Raw genomic sequence first — 17,983 nt, forward strand, 5'->3', positions numbered from 1 at the left:
GGGCGGCCCGGTGATCCTGGCCGCCCCTTTCCGTTGCTGCAGCGGGTTGTCAGCGCACCGGCAACAATGGCTGCAGGCGCGATTCCAGCGCCTGCTGGCGCCATCCGGCCAGCGCCGACGGCCACTGGCGGTGCTCCAGGTAGCTTTCCAGGTGCTTGCGCGAGGCCAGTACGCCGTCCGCCAGGCCCAGTTCGCGGCTGCATTCGGCCACGGCGTCCTGCATTTTCTTCAGCGTCTTCTTGCTGCTGTCGGTGGGCTGGGTTGCCAGCGGCGCGTCCTGCTCGTCGGCCAGCGGAGTGTCCAGGGCCTGCCACACGGCGGCTGTCAGCTTGCGCGGCGCCTTCGGGAACGGCTCGAACAGCTTGGCGAGCGCGTCGACATCGGCCGGTGGCGAGCGCGCCAGCAGGGCGGCAAGTTCGTTGTCCAGGATCCAGCTGCGCGGCCGGTCGCTCTGGCGTGCCTGCACATCGCGCCAGCGCAGCAGGCGCAGCAGGCGTCGCTGTGCCTCGGCATCGAGGAACTGGGCCGAGCGCATGGAAAGGTGCGGCCAGCGGTCCTCATCGTTGGCGACGCTGGCCAACAGGCGTTCAGCGTCGTCGTGCAGCCACTGCTGGCGTCCCATCGCCTGCAGTCTCGCGTCGATCGCGTCATGCAGCGCGAACAGGTGCTCGACGTCATCGGCGGCATACTGCAGCTGCGACTCGGAGAGCGGGCGGCGCATCCAGTCCGAGCGGGTCTCGCCCTTGGCCAGGGTCACGCCAGTGATCTCCTGCACCAGCTTCTGGTAGCCCATGCCGGCACCGATGCCGGCCAGCGCCGCGCCGATCTGGGTATCGAACAGCGGTCGTGGCAGCACGCCGCAGGTCCATTTGAAGGCCACCAGATCCTCGCTGGCGCTGTGCATCACCTTGATGATCGACGTATCGGTCAGCCAGGGGGCCAGTGCTTCGGGCATGCCGGGAATCAGCGGATCGATCAGCAGGATGTCCTCGCCGACCGCCATCTGCACCAGCGCCAGTTGCGGCCAGAAGGTGCGTTCACGGATGAATTCGGTGTCCAGACCGATGCGGGTGGGACGCTGCTGGTAGTACGCATCCAGCTCGGCGGGGGTGGTGATCCAGATTGCCACGGGTCAGGGCCTGCTACTCGGGTTTGCTCAGGCAGGGGAGAATAGCCTAACGTCGGTCCGCGTCCGTGCCGAAGGAGGCTCTGCTTGCGTTTTCCGCTGTCGTCCGCGCTGTGCGCCAGCCTGGCCCTGGCTCTGGTCGCCTGCACCCCGTCACCGCCGACACCGGCAGGCAAGGCCGGCGAGGGTTCCGGCCAGGCGGCATCGCCGCCGGCGCCGGAGGATCGGCCGGCGGTGCAGGGCAGCGTGACCATCGCCGGTCAGGATGCCGCCGAAGACGTGCAGCAGTGGACGCCGCCCCGTGTCGATCGGGAGGGGCGCAGCCTGGCGCAGCTGCGCAGGGCCGCCGAGCAGGCGTTTGCCCAGGATCGGCTGTACGAGGATGGCGATGCCGCCATCCCGCTGTGGCTGGCGGTGCAGGAGGAAGTGCCTGACGACCGCCAGGCCCGTGCTGGCCTGCAGCGTGCCCGCCAGCGCCTGCTGCAGCAGACCGATGCCTTGCTGGTGCGGCCGCTGCAGCAGCGCGAGGCGCTGGCCGAAGCGGGACGCCAGGCGCTGGTGTTGCTGACCCTGGCCCCTGATGATGAAAAGGTGCGTGCCCTGCAGGCGCGGGTGGAGACCGCGCAACGCGTGGTGGCCTACAACCGGGCCGGCGAGGAGGACCTGCGCGCGGACCGGATCGGCGAGGACGGTGACGGCGCGATCGGCAGTTTCCGTGAGGCGTTGGCGCTTGACGAGGGCAACCGCCGCGCACGCCAGGGCCTTGCTGCGGCGGAGAGCGGCCTGATCCGGCGTGCCGAGGAGGCCGCCCGCCGCCGTGACTTCGCCAGTGCCGGCACCTGGCTGGCCGAAGCCAGCAAGGTCCGTGATTCCTCGCCGACCATCGCCGACGCCTTCGAGCGCATCGAGCAGATCCGGGCCAACACCCTGGCGCAGCTGCGCGACGAGGGCCTGCGCGACCTGGCGACGCCGCAGGGCCTGAAACCTGCACGCGAGAAGCTGGCCGAAGCACTGCGCATCGCGCTGCCCGGCGACGCGGTCGTGGCGCAGCTGCGCGAGCGCATCGATCTGGCAACCCATTACGGCAGTTTCCGTCCCGGCCAGGTGTTCAGCGACGCGATGCGCGATGGCGGGCGTGGCCCGCAGATGGTGGTGGTGCCGCATGGCGGCTTCCAGATGGGCGCAGGGGATGCCGAGCCCGGCGCCACCGATGCCGAGCGCCCTTCGCATTACGTGCGGTTTGACCGCGGTTTCGCGATGGCCATCACCGAGGTGACCGTCAGCGATTTCGAGCGCTACGTCAAAGCCACCAATGCCCGCCCACGCGCGACCCGTCGCGGTCATTCGGTGGTCTATGACGAGCGCAGCGGCAACTTCATCCGCCGCAGCGGTGTCGACTGGCGCTCGGATTACGACGGCGCGCGCGCGCTGGGCAATGCGCCAGTGATGCATGTGAGCGTGCGCGACGCGGAAAACTATGCCGCGTGGCTGTCCGAGCAGACCGGCTACAGCTACCGGCTGCCCAGCGAGGCCGAGTTCGAGTATGCGCTGCGCGCCGGCAGCAGCGGCCGTTATCCCTGGGGGGATACAGGCACGCCCCCGCCGGGCAGCGGCAACTTCACCGGCAGCAAGGATGTCTCGCCGTCTGGCCGGCATTGGCACAACGCGTTCATCGGCTATGGCGATGGCTGGTGGGGCCCTGCGCCGGTGGCGAACTTCCGGGCCAACGCGTTCGGCCTGCACGACATGGCCGGCAATCTCAGCGAATGGGTGGCCGACTGCTGGCATTCCAGCTACCGGCGTGCGCCCTCCGACGGCGTGGCCTGGTTCAACCCGGGTTGCCGGGCGCGGGTGATCCGCGGAGGCAACTGGGCGAACTCTCCCGAGCAGACCCGGGCGGCCTGGCGGCAGTCGCAGGACTCGGACACCACCAACGCCCGCATCGGGTTCCGCCTGGTACGCGGCATCTGAGCGGCCGGCTTCACCCGGCGCGGGCTCCGGCACACTAAGATTGCGCCGTGCCCGCCGGCCGGCGGGGCCAGCCGGAAGACCACCGCATGCGCAACGACCCATTTTCCCGCTCGCCGCAGGGCCCGCAGCGGCGTGGCCTGTTCGGCAACATCCGCTGGTGGGTACTGCTGCTGGCGGCGGGTTACGCGGCCTTTTACTGGTTTTCGAACCGGACGGTCGATCCCTATACCGGCGAGAAGGTCATGATCGACAGCAGCCTGGATGCCCAGCAGGAAACCGCGCTGGGCCTGCAGGCCTACCAGCAGATCCTGGCGCAGGAGCGGCCACTGGACCCGAACGCGCAGATCTCGCGTGACGTGCGTGCGATTGCCGAGCGGTTGATCGCCAAGGTCGATGTGGTGGAGACCGCATTGGCGCGGGAGCATGGCGTGGAGCCGGCCCATTTCGCGCGCAGCTTCCAGTGGGAGGTGAACGTGATCCCCTCCGAGCAGGCCAACGCCTTCTGCCTGCCGGGCGGGAAGATGGCGGTCTATACCGGTCTGGTGCCGGTGGCGCGGACCAAGGATGCGATGGCGGTGGTGATGGGGCATGAGATCGCCCATGCGCTGCTGCGCCATGGAGCGCAGCGCATGGCACAGCAGAAGCTGACCCAGATCGGGCAGATGGCCGGGGCTGCCAGTGGCATGGATGCGCAGCAGCAGCAGATGGTGATGTCGGCGATGGGTTATGGCTATCTGCTGCCCTACGCACGCAGCCACGAGACCCAGGCCGATGAGGTGGGGCTGATGCTGGCTGCGGCTGCCTGTTTCGATCCGCGCGAAGCGGTGCCGCTGTGGCAGCGGATGGGCCAGGCCAGTGGTGGTCAGTCGCCGCCGGAGTTTGCCTCCACCCATCCCAACCCGGGAACCCGGATCCAGAATCTGCAGGCCCTGATGCCGAAGGCGCTGGAGTACCGGAAGCAGTTCTGCGAGGCGGCCAGGTAGGAAGGCGCACGCCGGGCTGCGCCTTGGCCCCCGCTTACCTGACCGAGGTGACCTGCACGTCGATGACGCCGTCGCCCACGCGTGCCTGCAGTGCGTCGCCGGGCTGGACCTGTTCAACCTGTCGTACCAGTGCACCATCATCGGCACGGGTCACGATGCTGTAACCGCGTGCCACCGTGGCCAATGGACTGACCGCTTCCAGGGACCGGGCCAGGCCGCGCAGGCGCAGCGCATCGCGTTGCAGCAGCCGCTGCATCGCTGCATGGGGGCGTCCGCGCAGGGCCGACAGGCGACGCTGCATCGCGTCCAGCTGGCGCTGCGGATGATGGCCACGCAGCACCGCGGCAGCATGGCGCAGGCGCGCGGCACGGCGCTCCTGCTGCTGGTTGAAAGCCGCGTGCAGCCGCCGGCCCAGCTCCAGCTGACGGCGCCGCAACAGGTCCAGCCGGGCCTGTGGACTCTGCGCATTCAATCGCAACAGCGCACGGTCGGCGCGCTGCATGGCCTGTCCTACCGCGTGGCGCTGCAGCTGTGCCAGCCGCGCGGCATTGCGGCGCAGGCGCAGCGCCAGGTCACGCTGGTCGGGGACCAGCAGCTCGGCCGCCACCGACGGTGTCGGCGCGCGCAGGTCGGCGGCAAAATCACTCAGGCTGAAGTCGGTCTCGTGGCCGACGGCCGACACGACCGGCGTATCGCTGGCGGCGATCGCGCGCGCCAGAGCTTCGTCGTTGAACGCCCATAGATCTTCCAGTGAACCGCCGCCGCGGGTCAGCAGGATCACGTCGTAGCGACCACTGGCATCGGCTGCCTGCAGCAGGCGGGTGATCTGCGCGGCGGCGCTGGAGCCCTGCACCAGGGTCGGCAGCAGGTCCACCTCCAGCAGCGGGAAACGACGGCCCAGTACGCTCAGCACATCGCGCACGGCGGCGCCGGTCGGCGAGGTGATCACCGCCAGCCGCCGCACATGCGCGGGCAGCGCCCGCTTGCGTGCAGGATCGAACAGGCCTTCGGCGTCCAAGCGCGCCTTCAGCTCCTCGAACGCCCGCCGCAGCGCGCCTTCACCGGCTTCCTCCATGTGGTCGAGCACCATCTGGTACTCGCCGCGTGCGTCGTACAGGGTCACCCGGCCACGCACCAGCACGCGCATGCCCTCGCGCGGTACGAACTTCAGGTACTGCGCCTTCATCCGGAACATCGCCGCACGCAGCTGTGCCCGTGCGTCCTTCAGGGTGAAGTACAGGTGCCCGGACGCAGGGCGGGCCACACTGCCCAGTTCGGCTTCGACCCAGATCGCCGGGAAGCTGCCTTCCAGCAGGTCGCGCGCCAGCGTGTTGAGCTGGCTGGGAGTGAGAATGTCGTTGTTGCGTGGCTGCATGGGTACGGCGCGCTGCGGGTGGAGCGGGCACTCAGGATCGCACGTTGGCGCGCGCCGGGCACGCCCGGGTCAGGTCGTGCGGTGCTGTGCCAGTGCCCACTGCACGTGCTCGCGCACCAGCGGCGAGGGATCATCGATGCGGGTCTGCAGTGCGGCCAGGGTCTGCGGTGCTGTCGGCGCGTTGCCCAGTGCCACGGCGATGTTGCGCAGCCAGCGCTCATGGCCGCTGCGACGGATCGGGCTGCCTTCGGTGCGGCGCAGGAATTCCGCGTCGTCCCAGGCGAACAGCTGATCCAGGCGCGCGGTGTCCAGGTTGTTGCGTGCGCGGAAATCGGCTTCATCGGTGCGCTTGGCAAACTTGTTCCACGGGCAGACCAGCTGGCAGTCGTCGCAGCCGTAGATGCGATTGCCGATCAGTGGCCGCATGTCCTCGGGGATCGCGCCGTCATGCTCGATGGTCAGATAGGAAATGCAGCGGCGCGCATCCAGCCGCTGCGGGCCGGTGATGGCGCGCGTGGGGCAGATGTCGATGCAGCGCGTGCAGGTGCCGCAGTGCGCAGTGGCGGGCGCGTCGACCGGCAACGGCAGGTCGATGTAGATCTCGCCGATGAAGAACCATGAGCCCCCCTGGCGATCGATCAGGCAGGTGTGCTTGCCGATCCAGCCGAGCCCGGCGTTGCGGGCCAGGGCCCGTTCCAGCACCGGTGCCGAATCGACGAAAACGCGGTAGCCCAGTGGCGCGACTTCATCGTTGATCCGCGCAGCGAGCTTCTGCAGGCGGTTGCGCATCAGCTTGTGGTAGTCGCGCCCCAGCGCGTAGCGCGCCACGTAGGCGCGGCCGGGATCGGCCAGGGTCGCCCAGGCTTCGGTATCGTCGCGGTGGCTGTAGTCCATGCCCACGGAAATGACCCGCACCGTGCCCGGCAGCAGTTCGGCCGGGCGTGCGCGCAGCGTGCCGTGGCGTGCCATCCAGTCCATGGTCCCGTACAGGCCCTGGCCCAGCCAGTCGGCCAGGTGTGCCTCGTCCTCGCCCAGCTCGATGCCGGCAATGCCGCAGCGCTGGAAACCGTGTGCACGGGCCAGTTCGCGGATGCGCTGCACGGCCTGGACCGGGTCGGCTGGGGCAGGGGCGGGGACGGAGGACATGTGCACCAGTATAAAATCCCGGCATGCCCGATCTCTCTCTTCTGTTCGACACCGCTGCTGCGCGCGCGCTGGACGCCCGCGCGTCGGCGCTTGCCGGTGATGGTGGCTGGAGCCTGATGGCGCAGGCTGGCCTGGCGGGCTGGCAGTGCCTGCTGCAGCAATGGCCGGATGCCCGCAGTCTGTATGTGGTGGCTGGCGCCGGTAACAACGGCGGCGATGGCTACGTACTGGCGACCCATGCGCTGCAGGCGGGCCGCCAGGTGCAGGTGATCACCCTGCCGGGCAGGCTGCCCGCCACGCCGCTGGCGCAGCAGGCGGCGGCGGAATTCGCTGCCGCCGGCGGCAGCAGCATCGAATTCGACGGCCAGCTGCCGGTCGCCGACGTCGGCGTGGATGCGCTGTTCGGTCTCGGCCTGGATCGGGCCCCGGCCGGCATGGCGCAGGCGCTGATCGAAGCACTCAACGCCTCTCCGGCGCCGGTGCTGGCACTGGATGTACCCAGCGGTGTCGATGCCGATCAGGGCGGCGTGCCCGGCGTTGCGGTGCGCGCGGCGGTCACCCTGCAGTTCATTGTCTGCCACCGGGGCCTGTACACCGGCGACGCGCTGGATCATGTCGGCCAGCGTCGGCTGGCGCCGTTGGACCTGCCGCAGGCGGCGCGGGAAGGCATCGCGGCCAGCGCGGAACGCTGGGTCGGCGACCGTCTGCGGGCGCTGCTGCCGCCGCGCCGGGCCAACACCCACAAGGGCGAGTCCGGGCATGTGCTGTGTGTGGGCGGCAACCACGGCAGTGGTGGCGCAGCGGTGATGGCGGCCGAGGCCGCACTGCGTGCCGGTGCCGGACTGCTCAGTGTCGGCACCCGTCGTGAGCATGTGGGGGCGATGCTTGCGCGCCTGCCCGAGGCGATGGCGCATGCGCTGGAAGATGGCGCGGCGTTGCCTGCGCTGCTGGACCGCGCACGGGTCGTTGCGATCGGGCCGGGCCTTGGCCAGGACGACTGGGCGCGTGCGCTGCATGCCAGCGTGCTCGCCTGCGGGCGTCCGCTGGTGATCGACGCCGATGCCCTGAATCTGCTGGCGCAGAACCCGCACGCGGTGCCTGATGCCATCCTGACGCCGCATCCGGGAGAGGCTGCACGCCTGCTGGGCTGCAGTACCGCCGAGGTGCAGGCCGATCGCTTCGGCAGCGCGCAGGCGCTGGCCGAGCGCTATCACGCCACGGTGGTGCTGAAGGGTGCCGGCAGTGTAGTCGCGGCACCTGCGCGGCTGCCGCGGCTGATCGCGGCCGGCAATCCGGGCATGGCGGTCGGTGGCATGGGAGATCTGCTGACCGGCGTCATTGCTGGACTGCGCGCGCAGGGATTGGACGCATTCGATGCCGCAGCAGGCGGCGCCCTGCTGCACGCGCTTGCCGGCGACGCCGCTGCCATCGACGGCGCGCGTGGTCTGCTTCCCACCGACCTGCTGGCGCCCCTGCGGCGGCTGGCCAATCCGGAACGCTCCCCATGAACGAATTCTTCCTTGCCGACAGCGATGCCACCGAACGTCTCGGGCAGTGGCTGGCGGCCACGCGACCGCCGCAGGCGTTGATCGAGCTGCGCGGCGACCTCGGCGCCGGCAAATCCACCACCGCGCGTGCGCTGCTGCGTGCGCTGGGCGTGCAGGGTGCGATCCGCAGCCCAACCTACACCCTGGTCGAGCGCTATCCGCTGGCCAGTGGTGGCGAGGCGTGGCATCTGGACCTGTACCGCATCGGCCAGGCCGGGGAACTGGATTTCCTGGGCCTGGACGAGGGCAGTGCGGTGCTGTGGCTGGTCGAGTGGCCGGAACGGGGGGCGGGCGCATTGCCGCCGACGGACCTGGTCGTGGCGCTGGAGATCGAGGGCCAGGGGCGCCGGGCGCGTCTCAGTGGGCTCAGCGACGCCGGCCGGGAATGGCTGCAGCGGTTGGCCCAAGGTGGAGACTTGCGGCCTGTTTCTGTCGCCTGACGAGAACAAAGATCGGCAGGTTACGGATTATTAAGGAAAAAGGTATTGCATTCCGTTCAGCGCGGTGATTGAATCCTGAGCCATGCGCCTGGGGAACCGTCTCATCGCCATCTGTGCCGCCGTCGGACTGGGTCTGGCGAGCCTCAGCGCGTGGGCGGGTGAAGTCCGCCAGGTACAGCTGAATACAGGCTCCACCGGCACCCGCGCGGAAATCTCGCTGGTCGGCAGTGGCGGCTACAAGACACTGTCGCTGGCCAACCCGAACCGGCTGGTGGTCGATTTCCCGGACTCCACTGCCGTGCGCAACCTGAAGATGCCGGCCGCGCAGGGCGTGGTGACGGCAGTGCGCACCGGACAACCGGTTCCGGGCACCTTCCGTGTTGTTTTCGATCTTGCGGAGTCCGTGGCGCCGTTCCGCCCGCAGATGCAGCGGGAAGGAGAGGCGTCGAAGCTGGTGATCGAATGGCCGGGTGACAGCCCGGGCGTGGCCGCTGCGGCGCCGGCTCCGGTTGCCACGACCACGCAGACGACGGCACCCAGCATGCAGACGCGCAGCGACGCCGCCCGCGCTACCGCGTTGTTGACCGCGCAGGTGCAGCAGCAGGCCAGTGCCACGGCTGCCGCCCCGGCCGCGCCCACGCCGGCGCCATCCACCGCGCCCGTGCAGGTGGCCGCTGCGGGCACCAGCGCCAGCAGCACCCCGCCGGCATCGTCGCCCGCGGCGATCCTGGCCGGCCAGCGCACCGCGGCGGTGGTGAGCAATCCGCCAGCCCCGGCACCGGTACCGGCATCGCCGCCGCCCGAACCGCCGCGTCCGGCGATGCCCAGCGACGCTTCGCGCATCCGCATGCAGCCTGGCATGCGGCACCTGGTGGTGGCGATCGATCCCGGCCACGGCGGACAGGATCCGGGCGCGATCGGGCCCACCGGCAAGCGCGAGAAAGACGTCACCCTGGCGGTGGCGCGTGAGCTGGCCCGTCAGGTCAATGCCACGCCGGGCCTGAAAGCCTATCTGACCCGCGACAGCGACGTGTTCATCCCGCTGCCGATGCGCGCACAGAAGGCCCGCGCGAACAAGGCTGACATCTTCATCTCGATTCATGCGGACGCCGCCGAGAACCGCTCGGCGACCGGTTCATCGGTGTACGTGCTGTCCACCAAGGGTGCCTCGTCGCAGCGTGCGCGCTGGCTGGCGGACAAGGAAAACGCCGCCGATCTGGTCGGTGGTGTGCGCCTGCAGCAGACCGAAGGCACGCTGGCCAACGTTCTGCTCGATCTGGCGCAGAGCGGTTACATGAAGGCGTCCGAAGATGCGGCCGGCCATGTACTGGGTGGACTGAAGCGGATCGGCAACAACCACAAGCCAAACATCGAGCGCGCCAACTTCGCGGTGCTGCGCACCTCGGACATGCCGGCGATGCTGGTGGAAACCGCCTTCATCTCCAATCCGGACGAGGAGCGCCGCCTGATCGACCCGGGCTACCAGCGCAAGATCGCCGGTGCGGTGCTCGATGGCGTGCACACGTTCTTCAGCCGGCAGCCGCCGCCGGGGACGCTCTATGCGGCCCGCGCACAGGCCGAGATCGACGCGGCCGCCACCATGGCCGGCGGCAGCAAGTAGGCCGCACCCTGTTGGACCGGCCATGCCTGGGGCGTGGCGCATCATCGGCATCGCGCAGGTGACCCGGCTCGACTCTCCACGCGGTACCTCCGCTATCATCGGCGCATGAAGTCTGCTGCCTACCTTGCCCCATGAGCGCGCCCGGCCCGCGCCCGATCCGGCCCCTGCCGGACATCCTGATCAACCAGATCGCCGCCGGCGAGGTGGTCGAGCGCCCCGCGTCAGTGGTCAAGGAACTGGTCGAGAATGCGATCGATGCCGGCGCCAGCCGTGTCGACATCGACCTGGAAGAAGGCGGCGTGCGCCTGATCCGCATCCGCGACAACGGCAGTGGCATCGCAGCGGAGCAGCTGCCATTGGCCGTCTCGCGGCACGCCACCAGCAAGATCGCCAACCTGGACGATCTGGAGTCGGTGGCCACGCTCGGGTTCCGCGGCGAAGCGCTGCCATCGATCGCGTCGGTCAGTCGTTTCACCCTGGCGTCGCGCCGCGCAGATGACGAGCACGGTTCCGCGCTGCAGATCGATGGCGGCAAGATCGGCGAGGTCACGCCGCGCGCGCACGCACCGGGTACCACGGTGGAAGTGCGCGAGCTGTTCTACAACGTGCCCGCGCGACGCAAGTTCCTGCGCGCCGAGCGCACCGAAATGGGGCACATCGAAGAATGGCTGCGCTCGCTGGCGCTGGCGCGGCCGGACGTCGAGCTGCGGGTCTCGCACAATGGCAAGGCATCACGCCGCTACAAGCCGGGTGACCTGTATTCGGACGCGCGCCTGTCCGAGACACTGGGCGATGATTTCGCGCTGCAGGCGGTGCGCGTGGACCACAGCGGCGCGGGCCTGCGCCTGCACGGCTGGATCGCGCAGCCGCATTATTCGCGGGCCAGTACCGACCAGCAGTACCTGTACGTCAACGGCCGTTCGGTGCGCGACCGCAGCGTTGCCCACGCGGTGAAGATGGCCTACGGCGATGTGCTGTTCCATGGCCGGCAACCGGCCTACGTGCTGTTCCTGGAACTCGACCCCACGCGCGTTGACGTCAACGTGCATCCGGCCAAGCACGAAGTGCGTTTCCGTGATGCGCGGCTGGTCCATGATTTCGTCTACCGCACGCTGAAGGACGCGCTGGCCGATACCCGAGCCGGCGTGTCGGCGCAGGAGATCGGTGCAGGTGCCGGGCAGGCAGCGGACGCCGGGGCAGCAGCGGCGGCATCGACCGTGGGCGCGTCCGGATTCGGTCTGGTCCGTGGTCCTGCTCCGGGGGCGGGCGGCGGTGGCGGATATCAGGGATGGCGCCCGCAGCAGCCGCTGGGCCTGCAGGTTGCCGATGCGCCGGCCGCCTACGCTGCGCTCTATGCCACGCCTGCTGCAGGCGAAGGCGACACCGCGCAGCCTGCGATGCAGAGCGGAAACGGCCTGCCGGACACCCGTGCGGACGCGGGCGTGCCGCCCCTGGGGTATGCGATCGCGCAGCTGCACGGCATCTACATCCTGGCCGAGAATGCCGAAGGCCTGATCGTGGTCGACATGCACGCGGCGCACGAACGCATCGGCTACGAGCGGCTGAAGAACGCGCACGATGGTATCGGCCTGCAGTCGCAGCCGTTGCTCGTGCCGATCACGTTGGCGGTGGGCGAACGCGAAGCGGATACCGCAGAGAGCGAGGCCGCGACGCTGGCCTCGCTTGGTTTCGAGGTGACGCGGGCCGGCCCGGGCTCGCTGCATGTGCGCAGCATTCCCGCGCTGCTGGCCCACGCCGAGCCGGAGGGGCTGCTGCGCGATGTGCTGACCGACCTGCGTGAGCACGGCCAGAGCCGCCGCGTAGCGAGCGCGCGCGATGAACTGCTGTCGACCATGGCCTGCCATGGCGCTGTGCGTGCCAATCGCCGGCTGACGGTGCCGGAAATGAACGCCCTGCTGCGCGACATGGAGATCACCGAGCGATCCGGCCAGTGCAACCACGGCCGGCCGACCTGGGCCCGTTTTTCGCTGGCGGAGATCGACCGCTGGTTCCTGCGCGGACGTTGAGGGGAGCATCGATGGCGTATCGGGGAATGGGCGGCCTTCTGGCTGTCTTGTTGCTGGCAGCCTGCAGCCCGGCGCCGCCGCCGGCGCCTGCGGTGGTGGAAGACCCGGCATACGCCGCAGCGCAGCAGCAATGGCGCGTGGCGCGTTATCAGGATCTGACGCGGCCTGATGGCTGGACGGCGCTGGTCGGGCTGCACTGGCTGCAGAACAGCTCGCACTTCGTTGGCAGCGGTGCCACCAATGGCATCCGTCTGGCAGTGGGGCCGGACAAGCTCGGCCTGCTGCGGCGCGAGGGGCGGCAATGGTGGTTCACGCCGGAAGCCGGGGCGGAGCTCACCCACAACGGCCAGCCGGTAAGAGGGCGCATCCGCATGGATACCGACAAGGATCCGCAGCCCACCCTGCTTGCCTTCGACGGTGGCAAGGGCCAGCTCAGCCTGATCCGGCGTGGTCCGCGCGATGCGCTGAGGGTCAAGCATGCCGACGCGCCTGCACGCCGGGACTTCGCCGGCCTGCAGTACTGGCCGGGAGGGCCCGACTGGCAGGTGCAGGCGCGCTTCGTTGCGCACGCACCGGGCAAGACCTTGCCGATCGTCGACATCACCGGACTGACCACCGATATGCCCAACGCCGGTGCGGTCGAGTTCGAGCGTGATGGCCGGACCTGGCGGCTGGAGGCGATCGGTGCCCCCGGCGAGCCCCTGTTCCTGATCTTCGCTGACCGCACCAGCGGCCGCGGCAGTTATCCCGCTGGCCGCTATCTGGATACCGGCGCACCCGGCGCTGATGGCCGCGTGCTCATCGATTTCAACCACGCCTACAACCCGCCCTGCGCGTTCACGCCCTACGCGACCTGCCCGTTGGCGCCGCCGGAGAACCGGCTGGACCTTCGCGTGGACGCGGGCGAAAAGGCCTACCACCTGCCTGAAGGAGAAGGCTGACATGATGATCAGACACCTGTTCCACGCCGCCGTGTTGCTGCTGGCCTGCGCGGTGGCGCCTCTGGCGCAGGGCCGCAATGCCCCGGCCGCTGAAGGTGCGTCGGTCAAGCCGCCGGTACCGCTGCTGTGGAAGGTCACCGGCCCCGGCGATTCACGGCTGTATCTGCTGGGCTCGTTCCATCTGTTGAAGCCGCAGGACTATCCGCTGTCGGCCGACGTGGAGCAGGCCTTCGGGGCCTCGCAGCGCGTGTTGTTCGAACTCTCGCCGGAAGACATGCAGTCGCCGCAGCTGGCCAGCCGCATGGTGCAGGCCGCCGTGCGCACCGACGGCAGCGAACTGAAGCGTGATCTCGATGCAGCGACCTGGCAGAAGCTGCAGGCCTTCGCCGCCGTGAACAAGCTGCCGCTGGCGCAGATGCAGGGCATGAAACCCTGGTTTGTCGGTCTGAGCATTTCAGTGGGGCAGATGCAGAAGATGGGCCTGGACCCGGCCCTCGGTCTGGACCGTCACTTCATGGAGCGCGCACAGGCGACCGGGCGCAGCACCGGTGGTCTGGAGGACATCGATACGCAGATCGGCATGCTTGATGGGATGTCGGTGCAGGAGCAGCGGCAGATGCTGTCCGAAGCCCTCGATCAGGCCGACAAGGGTGATGAACAGGCGCGCATGCTGCACGACGCATGGCGCCGCGGTGACGAGCGCCTGCTGTGGACGAAAATGGCTGCCGAGATGCGCCAGCAGTATCCGCAGCTGTATCAGCGCATCAATACCGGCCGCAATGATGCCTGGGTGCCGAAGCTGGTGCCCTATCTGCAGGCGGGGCAGGGTGGCACGCTGGTGGTGGTTGGCACGCTGCATCTGCTCGGCAGCGATGGCGTGGTCGAGAAGCTCAGGGCGAAGGGCTACAAGGTCGAGCGCGTCTGCACGGCGTGCAAGGCGAAGCGCTGACGTCTGCCTGCGGATGACCCGCAGACGAAAACGGCGCGCCAGTGGCGCGCCGTTTTCATGTCAGTCCCTGCCGTGGCTCAGCGGCGGGTCTTGCCGCCGGTGCCGGTGCCCGGTTCGTTCGGCTTGCTGCCGGTTCCGGTTCCCGGGCCGGTTCCGCCGGGGCGGGGGCCGCCGAAGCCGGTGCCCATGCTGCGCTGAAATTCCTGCCACAGCTCCAGGTTGCGTTCGGTCAGCTGGTTCATCATCGCCCACGGCGTCTGGCCCAGCAGGTTGCCCATCTGCTGGCGGAACTGCTGCTGCTGGTCCAGGAACACCTGCATGCTGCGTTCCAGGTAGTTGCCCATGAATCCCTGCAGGGAGTCGCCGTAGAAGCGGATCAGCTGGCTCAGCAACTGGGTGGAGAGCATCGGCTCGCCGTCCTGCTCCTGGTCGGCGATGATCTGCAGCAGGACCGAACGGGTAAGGTCGTCACCGCTCTTGGCGTCGCGGACCTCGAAGTCTTCACCGTCCAGTATCAGCTGGCGGACGTCCTCGATGGTGATGTAGCTGGAAATCTCGGTGTCGTAGAGACGGCGGTTCGGATACTTCTTGATGATGCGGGTCGCAGCCATGAAGCGGTCACTCGTCACAGTAGACGCGCAGCATGGCGCAGTGCAGCAGCCGTTGCAACCGCCCCAGCCCCCGCCAGGCTTGGCTTTCACGGCGGATCATGTTGCGCAACAAGGGTTTGCGTGCTGCGCAGCATGACCGCAGGCAGGTGCGGTCCGGCACACGACCGGCCGCGCCCGCGCGGATCACCAGCCCATGTGGTGGCCGCCGTTGATGTCCAGGTTGCTGCCGGTGATCCACGAGGCCTCCTCGGCCACCAGGAAGGACACGCCGTAGGCGATCTCCTCCGGCTTGCCCAGGCGCCCGGTCGGAATGTCGGCGATGATCTTGGCCCGCACTTCCTCCGGCACGGCCATGACCATGTCCGTGGCGACATAGCCCGGCGAAATGGTGTTGACGGTGATGCCGAAGCCCGCGTTCTCGCGCGCCAGTGAGATGGTGAAGCCGTGCATGCCGGCCTTGGCGGCGGCGTAGTTGGCCTGGCCATACTGGCCCTTCAGACCGTTGATCGAGCTGATCTGGATGACCCGGCCCCAGCCGCGGCGACGCATGCCTTCGATGACCGGGCGGGTGACGTTGAACACCGAATTGAGGTTGGTGTTGATCACGTCATGCCACTGGTCCGCACGCATCCGGTGAAAGGTCGTATCGCGGGTGATGCCGGCGTTGTTGACCAGGATCTCGACCGGGCCCAGTTCGTTTTCGACGGCGCGCACCATCGCTTCGGCACTGTCCGGATCGGACACGTCGCCGGCGAAGATGGACACGCTGTAGCCGCGTTCGGTCATCGCCTGCTGCCAGGCGCGGGCCTTGGTTTCATCGCGATAGTTGGTGGCGACCCGGTGGCCCTGGTCGGCCAGGCGTTGGCAGATGGCGGTACCGATGCCGCCGGTTCCGCCGGTGACCAGTGCGACGCGAGATGTCATGGAATGCAGTCCGGGTTTCAGGTGGGGGAAGGGGGATTCTGCAACATCGGCGCGGAAAGTGCGCCCGTCGGCAACAGGATGTCCGTGCGTGGCAGGCGGGCCGGATCGAATGCCTGCCGGGCCGCCGCGAGCAGGTCGTGCAGATCGTCGTGACCCTCGAGTGCGGCGGGCGACTGGCCGAGCAGGCCCCACAACTGACGCAGCACCGGCACCGGGCGGGCGCTGTCGACCGGCAGCGCGGCCAGCGACTTGGACAGCTTGTGCCCGGGCGCGTCCAGCAGCAGGGGCAGGTGCCAGTATCGCGGCACTGCCAGTCCGAGTGCCTGCTGCAGCAGGATCTGCCGCGCGGTGGAGTCGAGCAGGTCGGCGCCGCGCACCACGTCGGTGACGCCCTGCGCGGCATCGTCGACCACCACCGCCAGCTGGTAGGCCCAGCACCCGTCGGCGCGGCGCAGCACGAAATCACCCACCTCGGCGTGGACGTCCTGCACCTGACGGCCGCGCAGGCCGTCGTCGAACTGCACCACGCTGCCGGCCGGTACGCGGAAGCGGACGGCAGGGTCCGGTCGGGGCTGCCGCGCGACGCAGCGATGGTGGATGCCCCCCCGGGCTGCCAGTTCGCTGCGGCTGCAGTGGCAGATGAAGGCCAGCCCGCTGGCCAGCAGCCTGTCCAGAGCCTGCTGGTAAGCATCGCCACGTTCGCTCTGCCACAGCACCGGACCATCGTGGGCCAGGCCGAATGCCGCCAGTGCCTGCAACTGCGCGTGCGCAGCCCCGGGCACGGTGCGTGGGGGATCGATGTCCTCGATGCGCAGCCGCCACAGGCCATGGTGATGGCGTGCGAGCAGCCAGCTGCCGAATGCAGCCAGCAGGGAGCCGGGGTGCAGCAGGCCGGTAGGCGAGGGCGCGAAGCGGCCGCAGGAAAGGGGGGAGGTCATGCTGGCTGAATCGTCGGTCAGGTTGGTGCTTGAATTCAAGCTGACCGCACCGCAAATTGACGGATATCGACCCCTTCCGAGCCGGAATTTCCCATGTTTACCCGCATCGCACTCTTTCTAGCCACCAACTTTGCAGTGCTGATCCTGGCCGGCATCGTGATGTCGCTGCTGGGGGTCAATCCGAACCAGATGAGCGGCCTGCTGGTGATGGCTGCGATTTTCGGCTTCGGCGGTTCCTTCATCTCGCTGCTGTTGTCCAAGTGGATGGCCAAGCGCTCCACCGGCGCGGTGGTGATCACCGAGCCACGCAACCAGACCGAGCGCTGGCTGCTGGCTACCGTCGAGCGCCAGGCCAAGGCGGCCGGCATCGGCATGCCCGAAGTGGCGGTCTACGATGGCCCGGAGATCAACGCATTCGCCACTGGCGCCAACCGCAACAACGCGCTGGTGGCGGTGTCCACCGGTCTGCTGCAGAACATGAGCGAAGATGAGGCCGAAGCCGTACTGGGCCACGAGATCGCCCACGTGGCGAATGGTGACATGATCACCATGGCGCTGCTGCAGGGTGTGCTGAATACCTTCGTGATCGTGCTGGCGCGCGTGGTCGGCGGCGTCATCGACAGCGCGCTGTCGGGCAACCGCGAAGGCGGCGGCCGCGGGTTCGCCTACTACATCATCGTGTTCGTGCTGGAGATGGTGTTCGGCCTGTTCGCGACCATGATCTCGATGTGGTTCTCGCGCCATCGTGAGTTCCGCGCCGATGCCGGTGGCGCCTCGCTGGCGGGTCGCCAGAAGATGATCGCCGCGCTGGAGCGCCTGCAGCTCAACCACGGCCAGAGCACGCTGCCGACCCAGATCGCCGCCTTCGGCATCGCCGGTTCGACCGCGAAGAAGCTGTTCATGAGCCATCCGCCGCTGGAAGAGCGCATCGCCGCGCTGCGGGCCTCGACGGTGGTGTAAGCCTCCGGTTGCAACGCACTGCTACAGGAACGCCCGGCCCCGTGCCGGGCGTTTCTGTTTGCGCGTCGGTAGCATCGACGCGTGCCCGCAGGATCGTTTCCGCGACTGCGGAGGGGTGTCACTTTCAAGGTCGAAGGCGAAGCGGCCGCTTCGCTCGCCGGGCATGGCCCGGCGCTACCCGTCATCGTCGTGCAGCTGTGGTTCTTGACCTTGGGTCCGCCTTGAGCGAGCCGAGCACCGCAGGTCCGGCGAGGGCGAAGAGGTGCGGGTGTCTGAGCGCAGCGAGTTCCCGCACCGTCCCTCGACGGACCGAGGAGCGCAGGGAACCGGCGTGCACAGCACGTCGGCTCGCGTCCTGGCGGCGTGTTTCTTTGGTTACTTTCTTTGCACGAGCAAAGAAAGTGACAAGCACGATCACTGCGGA

15 protein-coding genes are annotated in these 17,983 nt (G+C 68.7%); 9 read left to right on the forward strand and 6 right to left on the reverse strand.

All coding sequences use genetic code 11. The features are described 5' to 3' along the window. Positions 1-49 precede the first annotated feature (49 nt). Positions 50-1,129 (reverse strand): ribonuclease D, encoded by a 1,080-nt coding sequence (gene rnd, locus AC5P76_RS12275; RefSeq protein ID WP_053520336.1) that lies wholly within the window; start codon positions 1,127-1,129, stop codon positions 50-52. An 84-nt stretch (positions 1,130-1,213) separates the two neighbouring features. Between rnd and AC5P76_RS12280 the strand changes: the two genes are divergently transcribed. Both AC5P76_RS12280 and AC5P76_RS12285 read left to right on the forward strand, forming a co-directional pair. Beyond that, positions 1,214-3,097, forward strand: coding sequence for a formylglycine-generating enzyme family protein (locus AC5P76_RS12280; protein ID WP_065181915.1), 1,884 nt, complete (start codon positions 1,214-1,216; stop codon positions 3,095-3,097). An 86-nt stretch (positions 3,098-3,183) separates the two neighbouring features. After that, entirely contained in the window at positions 3,184-4,080 is an 897-nt protein-coding gene (locus tag AC5P76_RS12285) for a M48 family metallopeptidase (protein WP_053520218.1), read from the forward strand. Between the two features lie 34 nt (positions 4,081-4,114). On the opposite strand, the gene xseA is transcribed toward AC5P76_RS12285, so the two are convergent. Beyond that, positions 4,115-5,455 carry an exodeoxyribonuclease VII large subunit gene (xseA, locus tag AC5P76_RS12290; RefSeq protein ID WP_053520217.1) on the reverse strand — a complete coding sequence of 447 codons (1,341 nt, stop codon included), beginning with the start codon at positions 5,453-5,455 and terminating at the stop codon, positions 4,115-4,117. A 69-nt stretch (positions 5,456-5,524) separates the two neighbouring features. Further along, complete coding sequence (gene queG / locus AC5P76_RS12295; RefSeq protein ID WP_253119470.1) at positions 5,525-6,601, reverse strand: tRNA epoxyqueuosine(34) reductase QueG; 1,077 nt, start codon at positions 6,599-6,601, stop codon at positions 5,525-5,527. A 23-nt stretch (positions 6,602-6,624) separates the two neighbouring features. Here queG and AC5P76_RS12300 point away from each other — a divergent pair, with 23 nt between their 5' ends. From AC5P76_RS12300 to AC5P76_RS12325, 6 genes are all read left to right on the forward strand, one after another. Then, complete coding sequence (locus AC5P76_RS12300; protein WP_065181917.1) at positions 6,625-8,109, forward strand: bifunctional ADP-dependent NAD(P)H-hydrate dehydratase/NAD(P)H-hydrate epimerase; 1,485 nt, start codon at positions 6,625-6,627, stop codon at positions 8,107-8,109. After that, on the forward strand, positions 8,106-8,588 hold the full coding sequence (gene tsaE / locus AC5P76_RS12305; protein ID WP_065175516.1) for a tRNA (adenosine(37)-N6)-threonylcarbamoyltransferase complex ATPase subunit type 1 TsaE: 483 nt from the start codon (positions 8,106-8,108) through the stop codon (positions 8,586-8,588). Before AC5P76_RS12300 ends, tsaE begins: the two co-directional genes overlap by 4 nt. An 82-nt stretch (positions 8,589-8,670) precedes the next feature. Further along, positions 8,671-10,209 (forward strand): N-acetylmuramoyl-L-alanine amidase, encoded by a 1,539-nt coding sequence (locus tag AC5P76_RS12310; protein WP_053520213.1) that lies wholly within the window; start codon positions 8,671-8,673, stop codon positions 10,207-10,209. A 131-nt stretch (positions 10,210-10,340) separates the two neighbouring features. Then, positions 10,341-12,236, forward strand: a complete 1,896-nt coding sequence (gene mutL, locus AC5P76_RS12315) for a DNA mismatch repair endonuclease MutL (protein ID WP_253119472.1) — start codon at positions 10,341-10,343, stop codon at positions 12,234-12,236. An 11-nt stretch (positions 12,237-12,247) separates the two neighbouring features. Then, positions 12,248-13,177: a DUF1684 domain-containing protein gene (locus AC5P76_RS12320; RefSeq protein WP_253119473.1), complete on the forward strand. Its 930-nt coding sequence runs from the start codon at positions 12,248-12,250 to the stop codon at positions 13,175-13,177. A gap of 1 nt (position 13,178) precedes the next feature. Beyond that, positions 13,179-14,126 (forward strand): TraB/GumN family protein, encoded by a 948-nt coding sequence (locus AC5P76_RS12325; RefSeq protein ID WP_128988762.1) that lies wholly within the window; start codon positions 13,179-13,181, stop codon positions 14,124-14,126. A gap of 77 nt (positions 14,127-14,203) precedes the next feature. Here the strand turns inward: AC5P76_RS12325 and phaR are convergent, their stop codons facing one another. The 3 genes from phaR to gluQRS form a co-directional block, all read right to left on the reverse strand. Then, positions 14,204-14,737 (reverse strand): polyhydroxyalkanoate synthesis repressor PhaR, encoded by a 534-nt coding sequence (phaR, locus tag AC5P76_RS12330; RefSeq protein ID WP_065175511.1) that lies wholly within the window; start codon positions 14,735-14,737, stop codon positions 14,204-14,206. A gap of 183 nt (positions 14,738-14,920) precedes the next feature. Further along, positions 14,921-15,661: an acetoacetyl-CoA reductase gene (gene phbB, locus AC5P76_RS12335; protein ID WP_180875542.1), complete on the reverse strand. Its 741-nt coding sequence runs from the start codon at positions 15,659-15,661 to the stop codon at positions 14,921-14,923. A gap of 17 nt (positions 15,662-15,678) precedes the next feature. Continuing rightward, a complete protein-coding gene (gene gluQRS, locus AC5P76_RS12340) occupies positions 15,679-16,599 on the reverse strand; it encodes a tRNA glutamyl-Q(34) synthetase GluQRS (protein ID WP_065181923.1) in 921 nt (306 codons plus the stop codon). Positions 16,600-16,692: 93 nt separating this feature from the next. On the opposite strand from gluQRS, the gene htpX reads away from it, so the two are divergent. Then, positions 16,693-17,559 (forward strand): protease HtpX, encoded by an 867-nt coding sequence (htpX, locus tag AC5P76_RS12345; protein WP_053520093.1) that lies wholly within the window; start codon positions 16,693-16,695, stop codon positions 17,557-17,559. Positions 17,560-17,983: the final 424 nt, after the last annotated feature.

The sequence above is a fragment of the Stenotrophomonas sp. YJH_SMC_36 genome (assembly GCF_059369935.1).